This is a genomic window from Sporomusa termitida, assembly GCF_007641255.1.
Classification (GTDB): domain Bacteria; phylum Bacillota; class Negativicutes; order Sporomusales; family Sporomusaceae; genus Sporomusa; species Sporomusa termitida.
Genome location: NZ_CP036259.1, coordinates 5,032,532 through 5,046,272, shown reverse-complemented (window position 1 = coordinate 5,046,272; position 13,741 = coordinate 5,032,532). Strand labels below are relative to the sequence as shown.

Sequence of the window (13,741 nt, the reverse complement as noted above, 5' to 3'; positions counted from 1 at the left end):
GCAATTCACAGGTAAACGCCAATAAGGGAGGATTACTTATATGGAGCAGTTTGAAAAGGTATCTATTGTTAAAAAAGCAAATGTATATTTTGAAGGCAAAGTAACCAGCCGCACAGTAATTTTTGACGATAACAGCAAAAAAACCCTGGGCATTATGCTGCCGGGAGACTATGAGTTTGGCACCGCCGCGGCTGAGCTTATGGAAATCCTGGCCGGTGAAATGACGGTATTACTGCCTGGAGAAAGCGAATGGAGAACTTATAAAACAGGCGACACTTTCCAGGTGCCGGCAGACTCCCGCTTTAAACTTAAGGTAACCACAATTGCAGACTACTGCTGTTCCTATATTCCGGGCTGACCGCGGTCTTGAACGACGAGAGAGCCCTGACGCATTACAAGCGGCAGGGCTCCCGGATGATTTATTATGGTACTTCCACTCTCATAACCGACTGACCGCTAAGTGTCAGCGGCTCTGGCATAAAGGCCTGGTTGATAATATCCCGCAGGACCGGTGTGATTACCGTAATGGGCTTGCTGACGGTTACCGTGACCGACTCGCCCTGGGCTCGTTTACCGTTTGCATACCCAATAGAAACAAGCAGGTCGTTATTGCCGATACTGGCCACAGCCTGATTAACAGCCGCCCTGGCTGCGAAATCATCGCTTACGGCCGCGGAGCGTGCGCCTACCCGGGCGGCAGCGGTAATCACCAGATACTGATTCATCACCTGCCCGAACTCGAAGAGGCTGAGTAAAAACAATACCAGTACAGGTAACACAACAGCAGTCTGAAGCGAAACCTGTCCGCGCTTTTGTTTGCAATAACGGGTAATGCTCATCATATCACCCCAGGCCAACAGTTGGATTTACTACCGGTAGTTTAATTGTAGCATGCAGGCACCCTCGGCGCTATCATACCTAAGTCTCAGCGCATAGGCAGATAGTCCTATACAGGCATTACATTTCATTCTTTGATGGTGCCGTTGTAACGGCATAACTGTCTATCAGAACAAAAAATCCTTCCTGCCCGTGAGCGAAAGGATTCCCGATAAGTATGCTGGTTTATTATAGCAACAGGCAGCTTATGATTTCAGCGGTACGGCAGCATAAATCCGCGTGCCTTTGCTTATGTTGGATTTTATAGTTAACTCTCCCCCCAGAAGATTTATCCGTTCGCGCATACCCATTAATCCAAAACTCTCGCTGCCAAGATTTTCGGCCGCGGCAAACCCCCGTCCATTATCCTCAACAACTGCCGCCACTACGCTAAGGCGAAAATCAAGCCGAACCCATACGGCCGATGCCCGGGCATGTTTCTCCACATTATTGAGAGCCTCCTGGATAATGCGGAACAGGCCAATCTCAATATGCGAATCCAAACGCTTCTCTTCGCCGATTATTATGACCTCCGAAAAAATGCCGCACCGCTCTTTCATGGTATCCAGCACCCGTCTAACCGTGGGTACAAGCCCTAAGTCGTCAAGCGTCATCGGTCTGAGATCAAAAATAATCTTGCGTGTTTCTCTAAGTGCTACCCGAACCTGCTCACGCAGGTCTTTAAGTTCATGTTTCGACCTGGCAATATCGGTATCAATCAGGCGCTCGCATACCTCCGCCCGGAAAACAATATTGGCCATGGCCTGGGCCGGACCATCATGAATCTCCCGGGCCACCCGGCGCCGTTCCTCTTCCTGGGCTCTGATTATTTTGGCGCCAAAAATCTGGCTGGCCTGCAAAGATTCAATCTGAGTGACCACCGTTCCCATCTGATTACCTAAATAACCCAGCACGGCCCCGACCTGGGAGACAAGCTCTTCCGCTTTCTCAACCGTGCTTTTAAGTACTTTAAGCCGAATCTCCAAATCATCGCGCTGCCGGCGCAGATTCTGTTCCTGCAGACGGGCCATTGCCAATTCCAGTTGAACATTGCTGGTATCTTCATAAGCAGCTTTAATATCAACCTCGGTATAGTTGCGGAAATTCCGGCTGACCTCCATCAGCCTTAGGCGGGAACGGCGCTCTTTTCTTTCCAGTTCATCAACCTTGAAAATGATTTCAGCCGTTTCCTGCTTAATTCGCTCGACATCCCGCCGCACATGCTCTGTCTCCCCCCGGGCTGCCTCATATATATCAAAAATCTGCGATTTACTTTTTTCGACCGCAGCAACCGTCCCTTTAACAATCTTGTCTAAGATTTTTACATCAAGATTCTTCATGCCGGCCCAGGCTCCTCACCACTCTGATTGTATCTGTATATTATAAGCCATTTCGTCATACCTGCCCTATATCCTGCTGCCGGCAAACAACTAAAGAGGGCAGCAACACTCCCCCCTCCAGCGTCATACCACTATCCTTTGCTATAAACCTCACTGCTTAGCCAAATAACCGCTTAACCCGTTCTACAACCCCCAGGCCCGGCTGACCGGACGGCTGCTCCCGGTCATTGCCTGTAATCAGACAAACCAGCTCCTTAATACCTCTGGCAACCGGCGTTTCCGGATGACTGCTGACAAAGGGAACCCCGCGATTTACAGAAGACACAACCACATGCTCATCACCAGGCACCGTAACAGCAAATTTGTAGCCCAGACTTTCTTCCACCTCCCCTGTCTCCATACCGCTGTCAATAGTAGTTTTGTTCAGCACTACCTTGATTTTATCATCACCATAACCCAGGGATTCCAGCATTTCCAGGCATAATTTTACATTCTTAATCGTTGGCAGGTCCAGCGCAGCCACAACCAGGATAATATCCGACGCCGCAAGCACCGTCAGCATTGCCTCGGAAAAGACAGAGGCAGTATCAATCACTGTATATTCAAAGTTGGCGCGCATAATATTGAGGATGGCTGCCAAATGCCGGTTTGTTATCATTGCCGCTTGCTCAGGCCGTAAAGGTGCTGCCAGTACTTTTACAGCGGGGTTAAAAGGTACCAAATAGTTATCCAGGGTTTCTTTAGCCAGCGGGGCAGCATCCCGCACTAAGTCAGCGATAGTGACCCGGGGCATAAGGTTTAACAGCACAGCTACATCACCAAATTGGAGATCAACATCAACAATACCTGTCTCCAACCCGGTCTTAGCCGCCAGCGCCACCGCTAAATTAGCGGCAATCGTGGTCTTGCCGGTACCTCCTTTGGCACTAAAAACCGTAATCAGCTTACCCTGTCTTTTCCAATCAGGCGTTATTACACTGCCTGGTTTTCTATTTTTCAAACTCTGCTTAATGACCTGCAGCAGTTCTTCGCCACTAAAAGGTTTGATAAGATAATTTTTCGCCCCGGCAGTCATAGCCCGTCTTTGGTATTCCTGCTCACCCTGCACACTCATCATAATGATCGAGGAGTCAGGAACCTCGTCCGTAATCCGGGCAGTGGCCGTAATACCATCCATACCCGGCATATTTATATCCATTAAGATTATATCAGGCTGCAGCTCCTTGGCCTTTACTACCGCTTCCAGACCCGATTCGGCCTGACCAATGATCACCAGCTCGGAATCAAACGCTATCAGTTTGCAGATATTCTCCCGCGTTGCCGCACTGTCATCGGCAATAAGTACCTTAATCTTCTTAACCATTGTCTTACCCCCTAGGGTTTTTGCGGACAAACTCTCCCGGATCTGTCATGCCTTGAATGGATCAGATAACTGCAGCAGGGGGGATTTCCTCCGCTGGCCGGAACGCCAACACTCTAAATTAATTTTAACCGACTATTTCCCGCTGACCTATCAGACCTACTGTTTATATTATTAGGACTTAAGACCCACATTGGTCAGCAATGGCTGTACAGGAAATAATCAACCTGCGGCCGGCAGCCCCGGCAATACATTACATACAGAGAATCCCTTGCCTGTTCGCCAGGAACGCAAGGGATTATTTACAGCTGCCACCCGCTTATTTTATAAGATTATACTTCTGCATTTTTTGATAAAAACCGGAGCGGTGAATACCTAAAATTTTGGCGGCCTTGCTTTTATTGCCGCCAGCTGCCGCCAGCGCCTGCACAATCGCCTGCCTCTCGGCATTTTCTTTTATATCGGCCAAATCGCTGGGGTGGTCCCCGTTCCCGGACTCAGCTTTTAGCCCATTCGCCTTTTTAAGCATCGGCGGCAAGTGTTCGGGGGCAATAATGATCTCATCATCCATCAGGTTAATGGCCCGCTCCAGGACATTTTCCAGTTCGCGGACATTACCAGGCCAGTTGTATTGCATTAACATAGCCAGAGCCTCCGGGGTAATGCCCTCCACCCAGTGTTCCACCTGATTATTAATTTTCTGGAATAACATCCGGCATAACAGCAGAATATCTTCCGTTCGCTCTCTGAGCGGGGGAATATTGATAGTAAAGATATTTAACCGGTAATATAAATCCTGCCGAAACTGCTTCTGCTGGATCATAGCTTCCAAATCACGGTTAGTTGCCGCAATCACACGGATATCAAGCTTAACAGGTTTGGTTCCGCCCAGGCGTTCCAGTTCACGCTCTTGCAGCACCCTCAGCAGTTTGACCTGCATGGCAAGCGTCATTTCCCCGATCTCATCTAAAAATATGGTGCCGCCGTTAGCTAATTCAAACTTACCGGGTTTGCCGCCTTTGCGGGCCCCTGTAAACGCGCCTTCTTCATAACCAAATAATTCGGCTTCCAATAGGTTTTCCGGCAATGCTGCACAATTGATTTTAATAAAAGGGCCCTGACGCCTTCTGCTGGCGTTGTGCACCGCATGGGCAAATAATTCTTTGCCAGTACCGGTTTCCCCCAGAATTAATACTGTCGACATGCCTTTAGCCGCTTTAGCGGCTACCTCTTTGAGGCATTTCATAGTCTCACTGTTACCGATAATACTGTCAAACGTGAATTTGCCGCCATACACCTTGAACAATTCTTCCTTATAATACTCTAATTCTGATTCCAGCTTGCTGATCTTGCCGGCAAGAGACTTCAGGTCTTTTACATCCCTAAAGATCATGTTGCCGACAGCGCCGATGATTTCACCATCTTTGATAATGGGGATTCTGGTGACAACACTGGTATTTGTCTGGATTTTCTGGATATCGGTAACTTCCGCCTTACCCTCCTGGACCACAAGATGCATCCTGGTATTGGGAATGACATCGGCTACATGTTTTCCTACCACCGCCTTGGGATCAACCGCAAGAAATTCACCATATGCTTTATTCAGCATAGTGATCTTACCGGCTTTGTCCACAACCACCACGCCTTCATGCATACTTTCCAAAATCGATTCCAAAGTACTCTTGAGCCTTCTCATATCTTCAAGCTGCGTAACTACCTCATTAAACTCGGTAAGATCCTGAAAGACGGCAACGGCCCCAACCACTGCGTTCTCTTTCATAATCGGCGTACGGTTTGTTAATATTTCACATTTTCCGATATTCTGCCGTTGATTAAGCTCAGCCTTGCCGGTTTCCATAACTCTGAGAAGCGCAGTATTGGGAATAACGTCATCAACCATCTGCCCAAGAACATATTCAGAGGTTAAGCCGGTAATCGTCTCGGCAGCGGTATTAAAAAATGTAATAACACCATGGTAGTTGACCACGACTATTCCATTGCAGACCGAGTCAAGCACGGTCCTCATTTCCGTCATTCCGGCCGACGCGAATGCTTCCAGCAGACCGCTTACTCCACATTTTTGCATTCCGGGACCTCCTGTAAATAATATCTAAAAAAACAGATAACTTAGTCTATAAAAATTCGCCTGTCACAACAATTATAAAACGTGACTATGTTAGTGTCTACAAAAAAAGTCATCATCATCATAAAGAGGTCAAAAATCAAACCGGCAGTATATTAGCCAAGGTAAGAAAAGCTGTCAATTCACTAAGCTCCTGACAGAAAAAAATGATAACGCGGAGTACACCGACTCCGCGTTATCATTTTTATAAATAACCAGCAAAATACTCTGTTACAGCGTGCAGGCACCGTCAACACTAAGAACTGCCCCATTGATGAACTTAGCATCATCAGAGGCGAGAAAAGCAAAGGCCGCGGCAATTTCTTCCGGTTCCCCCAGCCGCCCGGCCGGGACTTTAATCAATATTTTTTCGTTAAGCACCTGTTCAGGGATTTTCTTGACCATTTCAGTGGCAATAAATCCGGGCGCCACGCAGTTAAACCGGAGACCATGACGGGCCATCTCCTTGGCCCAGGATTTAGTCATGCCGATTACCCCCCACTTAGCAGCCGCGTAATTGGTTTGACCAAGGTTGCCGTACAGGCCGACAACAGAAGAGGTCGTAAGCACTACACCGGCTTTCTGGGCAAGCAGATGGGGCAGCACGGCCGAAGTGCAGTTAAATACACCGGTCAGGTTAACATCGATGACTGCATCCCAGGCCTCTTTTGTCATCTTTTTCATCATGGCATCTTTCGTAATGCCGGCGTTATTAATTAATACATCCACCTTGCCAAAAACCTCTATTGCTTTGGCCACCATAGCCTTAACACTTTCCGGATCAGTAACATTAACCTGGGCGTAGACAGCCTGTACCCCTTTGGCCGTCACCTCCTGCACAGCAGCCGAGCCGTCAGCAAAATCAGCGATAACGATATTGGCGCCCTCTTCGGCAAACCGCAGCGCCGTTGCCTTGCCAATGCCGGCTGCAGCTCCAGTAATAATTACAACCTTGTTTTTCAAACCCTTCATCGAAAAATACCTCCCCTGTTAATAAAGACAATGTTAGAGTAGTACTGCATCAGGTGCAATCTTCAGTTTAAGTATGATGCAAAAACCATGCCAATATCCCAGTGACAAAATTTACGGATCAACCTTGAGCGCTGCTCAATAAAATACAACTACCTGTAAGCCAAAGATTTATGTATATATGTCGCAGTTCATACACACACTGTCTATGAATATGAACACTCTTCCCTATCATTTTGCTGCCATATCCTCAGTCAGAAGACAGAAAATAATGATTTTTGGCCTATTACCGTAAGAAATATTTATTGGCACGATACTTGCTTATAAATCTAGCTGAACTGCGCACTATGTAAGAAGGAGGTTATCTCAGCAATCAACGATGATTTGGCCAACATGCTACTACTATATCTTTAGGAGGTACTTAAATGGAAGTAATCGGAATTCTCCTTAGTTTATTTTTGCTTATGTTCTTTGCCTACCGTGGTTTTTCAGTAATTTTATTCGCGCCGGTATTTGCTTTACTGGCCGCCTCAATGTCGGGGCTCTCCCTCATGCCCGCCTATACCGAGCTGTTTATGGCCAAAGCGGTTACGTATATTAAGTCATTTTTTCCGGTATTCTTACTTGGTGCGGTTTTCGGAAAGCTGATGGAAGACACCGGCCTGGCCAAAGGGATTGCCCATGCCATCATTAAAAGCTTAGGCAAAGACCGCGCCATTTTATCGATTGTTCTGGCCGGGTGCGTACTTACCTATGGCGGCGTAAGCCTGTTTGTTGTTGTGTTTGCCATCTATCCTTTTGCCTCGGCATTATTTAAAGAAGCCGAGATCCCCAAAAGACTGCTGCCGGCAACGATTGCCCTCGGCGCATTTACTGCCACTATGGACTGTATTCCCGGCACCCCCCAAATACAGAACCTGATTCCCACAAACTTTTTTGGTACCAATATTTATGCAGCGCCCATACTGGGGCTTATAGGCGGCACAGCTATTTTATCCTTAGGTATTTTATGGCTGGAGTACCGCCGGCGGAGCGCGGCCGCGGCCGGTGAAGGTTATGGTAATCATACCGTCAATGAGCCGGAAATTAAAAACACAACCGCTCTCCCGTCCTGGCAGGTATCTATTCTGCCACTACTCGCCGTCCTTATCGTTAATTTCACCATGACCCGCATGTTCACCTGGGATCCGGCAATTCTCGAGCCGTTTAAAGCTATGAACCTGCCGCTGACCGCAGCCGCTGTCAGCAATGTTATCAGCATCTGGTCTTTGATTATTGCCCTGGTTACCGGGATTGGCCTGGCTGTCGTGTTAGGTTATAAAAACCTTGGTTCGACCGGTATGCTGGCCAAATCTCTCAATGCCGGTGCCATTGGCTCACTCCTGGCAATCATGAATACTGCCTCGGAAGTAGGCTATGGCAACGTTATCGCTTCCCTTACAGGCTTCAAATCCATCTCCAGTGCGTTGATGAGCATTAAAGTGGGCGGATCGCCCCTGGTATCGGAAGCGGTAACAGTCAATATTCTCGCCGGGGTTACCGGTTCGGCCTCAGGCGGTATGTCTATTGCTTTAGATCTGATGGCCAAAGACTGGCTGGCCTGGGCCAACTCCATTGGCATGTCGCCGGAAATATTGCACCGGGTAGCCTCTATGGCCTCAGGCGGCATGGACACACTGCCCCACAACGGTGCCGTTATTACCCTGCTGGCCGTCTGCGGGCTAACTCATAAAGACTCTTACGGTGATATTTTTGTCCTGACCGTCCTTAAAACCCTTATGGTATTTGTAATTATTTTCATTCACGCCATGACCGGCATCCTGTAATTGGTTCATTGTAAGTCAAATAACCTGTGTTGACAACAACACAGGTTTTCTATTAACACCAGTATATCGTCTCCCGGCAGCCAGCACATATGTCTAATAATTTAGACATATGTGTTTAGAAGAATACACACATACTAGCGAGAACCAACCTCGCCCGGTGCGTAAGGCGGCCGGTTCCCGCTGGCGGCCGGCAAAAATATGTGCAGCCCGCTGGTGGGTCCCGGCAGCAGCAACACCGTATCGGTGCTTGCTCACAGCCTACCCAAAAAACTATCCTGCTTGCAGCGAAACTAACCCCCGAGCTATTGGCATGGTCCTTGCATTAAAAATTTTCAGAGATATTCACAAGGAGAGTGGGCATATTGGCAAAAGTAATCAGTGCACAGCACGCCGCCAAACTTGTACAAAACGGCCAAACTGTTGCAACCAGCGGTTTTGTCGGCAATGGTCATCCGGAAGCGTTGACAGCCGCACTGGAAGAACGATTCGTCAGCGAAGGAGCGCCGAGAAACTTAACCTTAATTTACTGTGCCGGTCAGGGCGACGGCAAAGACCGCGGTCTGAATCATTTCGGGTTAGAAGGCATGGTGAAAAGAGCAGTCGGCGGGCATTGGAATCTGGCCCCGAAACTGGGCAAACTGGCGGTTGAGAATAAAATAGAAGCCTATAACTTCCCCCAGGGAACGCTGACCCATTGGTTTCGTAATTTAGCCGGCCGGAAGCCTGGAGTTATCACCAAGGTTGGCCTTAATACATTTGTCGATCCCCGGGTTGATGGCGGCAAAATCAATAGTATCACCAGCGAAGATCTGGTTGAAGTCATCGAACTGGGCGGCGAGGAATGGCTATGGTATAAGCCTTTCCCGGTTGATGTGGCACTCCTGCGCGGCACCAGTGCCGATGAGCGTGGCAACATTACCATTGAACATGAAGCGGTTTCCTTAGAGCAGTTATCGATTGCGCAGGCGGTTAAGAGTGCCGGCGGCATTGTCATTGTCCAGGTTGAGCGGCTTGTGGCCAACGGTAGTCTTAAGCCTATGAATGTTAAAATTCCCGGTATCAGCGTTGACTATCTTGTGGTTGCCGAATCACCGGCCTTGCATATGCAAACCTTCGGGGAGCAATATAACCCCGCCTATTCGGGCGAGATCCGCGTCTCCCTCTCAGCCATTGCGCCCCTGCCGCTGGATGAGCGGAAAGTAATCGCCAGACGGGCCGCGCAGGAATTAATTCCTGATGCCAAAGTAAACCTTGGGATCGGCGTGCCGGAGGGAGTGGCGCTGGTAGCCAACGAGGAAGGGATCGGCGATACCTTGACCCTGACGGTCGAAGCCGGACCTGTCGGCGGCGTACCGGCCGGCGGCCAGAGTTTTGGTGCAGCTACCAATGCCGAGGCCATTCTGGACCAGCCTTATCAATTCGACTTTTATGACGGCGGCGGCCTTGATCTCGCCTTCCTGGGACTGGCTGAAACTGATAAACAAGGCAATATCAATGTCAGTAAATTCAAAGGCCGGGTGTCAGGCTGCGGCGGGTTTATCAACATTACCCAGAATGCTAAACGGGTCTTCTTCTGCGGCACCTTTACCGCCGGCGGCCTCAAAGTCCAGGTTGCCGATGGCAAACTGTCTATCCTGAATGAGGGCAAAGCCAAAAAGTTTATCGGGCAGGTGGAACAGATTACCTTCAGCGGTCACTATGCCCAAAAGGTACAACAACCAGTCATGTATATCACCGAGAGAGCCGTTTTTGAGCTGACTCCCGCTGGTATGACCCTTATTGAAATAGCCCCTGGCGTCGATCTGGAAAAAGATATTCTGGCCCAGATGGAGTTCAAGCCAATTATCGCCCCTGACCTGAAACTCATGGACGAACGTATCTTCTGCGCAACGCCCATGGGCCTGGATAAGCAGTAATCAATACAACTAATACTCACTAAAGGATGGTGCACTCAATGCAAGAAGTAGTAATCGTCAGCGCAATGCGTACGGCCATTGGTAATTTTAACGGCTCCCTGGCTTCCGTAGCCGCAACAGACCTTGGCGCTTTAATTATTAAGGCGGCGATCGAGAAAGCCGGCATTAATAAAGAGGCTGTGGACGAAGTCATCTTCGGCAATGTGCTGCAGGCCGGCCTGGGACAAAATCCAGCCCGCCAGGCAGCCATAAAAGCCGGTCTGCCGGTAACGGTTCCTTCTTATACCGTGAATAAGGTTTGCGGTTCCGGCCTGAAAACAGTTAATCTGGCAGCCCAGGCGATCATGACCGGCGACGCGGATATCGTAGTAGCCGGCGGCATGGAGAACATGTCCCAGGCGCCCTATCTTCTGGACAGCAAAGCCCGCTGGGGCTACCGCATGGGTCATGGCAAGCTGACCGATGTTATGATACACGATGGCCTTTGGTGCGCCTTCAACGATTACCATATGGGAATCACGGCCGAAAATGTATCCTCCCAATACAATATCAGCCGCGAGGAACAGGACCAGCTTGCCCATGAGTCTCAGGCCAAAGCCCTCACCGCCATTGAAGCCGGCGCTTTCAAAGCGGAAATATGCCCGGTTGTGATCAAAGGCCGCAAAGGCGATACTATTTTTGACACTGACGAATATCCCAAAGCCGGCACAACCGCCCAATCGCTCTGCGGTTTAAAACCGGCCTTTAAAAAAGACGGTGCAGTTACTGCCGGTAACGCCTCAGGTATTAATGACGGCGCTGCCGCCCTTGTCCTTATGTCTGCCGACAAGGCCGGCGAACTGGGCCTGAAACCACTGGCCCGCATCCGGTCCTTCGCCTCCGGCGGTGTTGACCCTGCCCTCATGGGTATGGGGCCGGTGCCGGCAACCCGCAAGGCACTGACAAAAGCAGGGCTTAGCATCAACGACGTCGAATTAATTGAAGCTAATGAGGCTTTTGCCGCCCAGTTTCTTGCCGTAGGTAAAGAACTTGGCTTCACGAAAGACAAGGTAAATGTCAATGGCGGCGCCATTGCCCTTGGTCATCCGATCGGGGCCAGCGGCGCCAGGATACTAGTTACCCTGCTGCATTCCCTGCAAGCCAGAGAGGCCAAAGTCGGCCTGGCTACCCTGTGCATCGGCGGCGGCCAAGGCGTTGCTACCATCGTCGAACGCATTTAGTTCCATTGGTTAGCGCCACCTCCCTTTTAACCACAAGGGAGGTGGTATATATAATTTACAAGGAGGTCTATACTATGATTTTTGAACTTACCGAAGATCAAAAAATGACACAAAAACTGGTGCGGGAATTTGCTGAGAAGCAGGTTGCCCCAAGTGTTGCCGAACGCGATGAAGCAGCGATTTTTTCGCGCGAGCTGTATGATGCCCTGGGTGAGATGGGGTTAACAGGTATTTGCTTCCCCGAACAGTTCGGCGGCGCCGACGGCGATGTGCTCAGCTACATTCTGGCCGTAGAGGAACTGTCCCGGGTGGACGACGGCATTGGCATCACCCTCTCCGCGACCGTATCGTTGTGTGCCTGGCCGATTTATGCCTTTGGCAGCGAAGAGCAAAAACAAAAGTATCTCGCCCCCCTGCTGGAAGGCACAAAACTGGGCGCCTTTGGTTTGACTGAACCCAACGCCGGTACTGACGCCGCCGCCCAGCAAACCATTGCTGTCTTAGAGGGAGACAACTATGTGCTGAACGGCAGCAAAATTTTCATTACCAACGCCGGCGAAGCAGAAACCTATGTTGTATTTGCCATGACTGACAAAAGCAAAGGGGTAAAAGGAATTTCTGCTTTCATTCTTGAAAAAGGCATGCCTGGCTTCACATTTGGTAAAAAAGAGCACAAAATGGGGATCCACACCTCCATGACCATGGAACTCGTCTTTCAGGATGTCAAAGTACCGAAGGCCAATCTGCTCGGCAAAGAAGGCGACGGCTTTAAAATTGCCATGGCTACCCTGGATGGCGGGCGCATCGGGGTCGCGGCCCAGGCCCTCGGCCTGGCCCAGGCAGCGCTTGACCATGCGGTAAAGTATTCCAAGGAACGGGTACAATTTGGCAAACCAATCGCCAGCAACCAGGCAATTGCCTTTATGCTGGCCGACATGGCTACTAAGGTTGACGCGGCCCGCCTGCTGGTCTACCGGGCCGCCTACCTGAAAGATAAAGGCCTGCCCTATGCCAAAGAAGCGGCTATGGCCAAGCTGTATGCATCCGATGCGGCCATGGCCGTAACCACCGATGCTGTACAAATATTTGGCGGTTATGGTTACAGTCGTGAGTATCCGGTTGAGCGCCTCATGCGCAATGCCAAAATTACCCAGATTTATGAAGGAACAAACCAGGTGCAGCGCATAGTTATTTCCAGCGCGATATTGCGGTAATTTACCGGCTATAACACTTGTCAGCCGGGGGAGCAGGCAATTATCAGCCGCCTCTCCCGGCAACCCTCAAATTAACCACTGCCACTTTTAAACAGGAGGATGTAAGGTCTGATGGAAATAGTAGTTTGCGTAAAACAAGTGCCTGATACCACCGAAGTAAAAATTGACCCTGTTACCAATACATTAATCCGCCAGGGCGTGCCCAGCATTGTCAATCCCTTCGATAAAAATGCCCTGGAGGCTGCTTTGCAGCTTAAAGAGAAACATGGCGGCAAAGTTACCGTCATTACCATGGGCCCGCCGCAGGCCAAGGACGCCCTGAAGGAATGCCTGGCGATGGGTGCTGATGACGCGGTCTTGCTGAGTGACCGGGCCTTTGGCGGTGCCGATACGCTGGCGACCAGCCATACACTGGCTGCCGGAATCAAAAAAATAGGCAATATCGACATCATCCTCTGCGGCAAACAGGCCATTGACGGCGACACCGCCCAGGTAGGCCCCGAGATTGCCGAGCATCTTGCCATTCCGCAGGTCACCTATGTGTCTAAGATTGAAGCCGACGGCAACAAGCTCCGGGTAGAGCGGGAACAGGAGGAAGGGTATGAAGTGATTGAAGTCTCTACACCGGTTATGCTGACGGTAGTCAAATCAATTAACGACCCCCGCACCCCCACTGTTAAGGGCACAATGAAAGCCAACCGCCGGGAAATCCCTGTCTGGACGGTAAACGATGTATCGGTAGAAGTCGAGAAAATTGGTCTCAAAGGCTCACCTACCCAGGTACGTAAAATCTTTACCCCCAAACAGCGTACCCAGGGGGAAATCATTCAGGCAGATACCGCCCGGGCGGCGGCAGCGCAGTTAATTCAAAAACTGTCTGATGCCAAGATCGTTTAGG

The 13,741-nt window shown here is 49.9% G+C and carries 11 protein-coding genes; 6 read left to right on the top strand and 5 right to left on the bottom strand.

Going from position 1 to position 13,741, the window contains the following annotated elements; genetic code table 11:
* Window positions 1-40 precede the first annotated feature (40 nt).
* Window positions 41-358 (top strand): pyrimidine/purine nucleoside phosphorylase, encoded by a 318-nt coding sequence (ppnP, locus tag SPTER_RS23235; RefSeq protein ID WP_144352562.1) that lies wholly within the window; start codon window positions 41-43, stop codon window positions 356-358.
* A gap of 64 nt (window positions 359-422) precedes the next feature.
* Here ppnP and SPTER_RS23230 read toward each other — a convergent pair whose 3' ends face one another.
* From SPTER_RS23230 to SPTER_RS23210, 5 genes are all read right to left on the bottom strand, one after another.
* Entirely contained in the window at window positions 423-842 is a 420-nt protein-coding gene (locus tag SPTER_RS23230) for a TadE/TadG family type IV pilus assembly protein (protein WP_144352561.1), read from the bottom strand.
* Window positions 843-1,082: 240 nt separating this feature from the next.
* The gene (locus SPTER_RS23225; RefSeq protein ID WP_144352560.1) at window positions 1,083-2,216 is read right to left on the bottom strand and encodes a sensor histidine kinase; all 1,134 of its coding nucleotides are present in this window, start codon (window positions 2,214-2,216) and stop codon (window positions 1,083-1,085) included.
* Window positions 2,217-2,373: 157 nt separating this feature from the next.
* Complete coding sequence (locus tag SPTER_RS23220) at window positions 2,374-3,579, bottom strand: CpaE/TadZ family protein (RefSeq protein WP_144352559.1); 1,206 nt, start codon at window positions 3,577-3,579, stop codon at window positions 2,374-2,376.
* A gap of 316 nt (window positions 3,580-3,895) precedes the next feature.
* Window positions 3,896-5,662 (bottom strand): sigma-54 interaction domain-containing protein, encoded by a 1,767-nt coding sequence (locus tag SPTER_RS23215; RefSeq protein WP_144352558.1) that lies wholly within the window; start codon window positions 5,660-5,662, stop codon window positions 3,896-3,898.
* A 267-nt stretch (window positions 5,663-5,929) separates the two neighbouring features.
* Entirely contained in the window at window positions 5,930-6,670 is a 741-nt protein-coding gene (locus SPTER_RS23210; RefSeq protein WP_144352557.1) for a beta-ketoacyl-ACP reductase, read from the bottom strand.
* A gap of 422 nt (window positions 6,671-7,092) precedes the next feature.
* Here SPTER_RS23210 and SPTER_RS23205 point away from each other — a divergent pair, with 422 nt between their 5' ends.
* The 5 genes from SPTER_RS23205 to SPTER_RS23185 all read left to right on the top strand — a co-directional run bounded on the left by SPTER_RS23205 (window position 7,093) and on the right by SPTER_RS23185 (window position 13,740).
* Window positions 7,093-8,493 (top strand): GntP family permease, encoded by a 1,401-nt coding sequence (locus tag SPTER_RS23205; protein WP_144352556.1) that lies wholly within the window; start codon window positions 7,093-7,095, stop codon window positions 8,491-8,493.
* A gap of 362 nt (window positions 8,494-8,855) precedes the next feature.
* Entirely contained in the window at window positions 8,856-10,409 is a 1,554-nt protein-coding gene (locus SPTER_RS23200; protein ID WP_144352555.1) for an acyl CoA:acetate/3-ketoacid CoA transferase, read from the top strand.
* Between the two features lie 38 nt (window positions 10,410-10,447).
* Window positions 10,448-11,629, top strand: coding sequence for an acetyl-CoA C-acetyltransferase (locus SPTER_RS23195; RefSeq protein ID WP_144352554.1), 1,182 nt, complete (start codon window positions 10,448-10,450; stop codon window positions 11,627-11,629).
* Window positions 11,630-11,703: 74 nt separating this feature from the next.
* Entirely contained in the window at window positions 11,704-12,843 is a 1,140-nt protein-coding gene (locus SPTER_RS23190; protein WP_144352553.1) for an acyl-CoA dehydrogenase, read from the top strand.
* A 111-nt stretch (window positions 12,844-12,954) separates the two neighbouring features.
* Window positions 12,955-13,740, top strand: coding sequence for an electron transfer flavoprotein subunit beta/FixA family protein (locus tag SPTER_RS23185; RefSeq protein ID WP_144352552.1), 786 nt, complete (start codon window positions 12,955-12,957; stop codon window positions 13,738-13,740).
* Window position 13,741 lies beyond the last annotated feature (1 nt).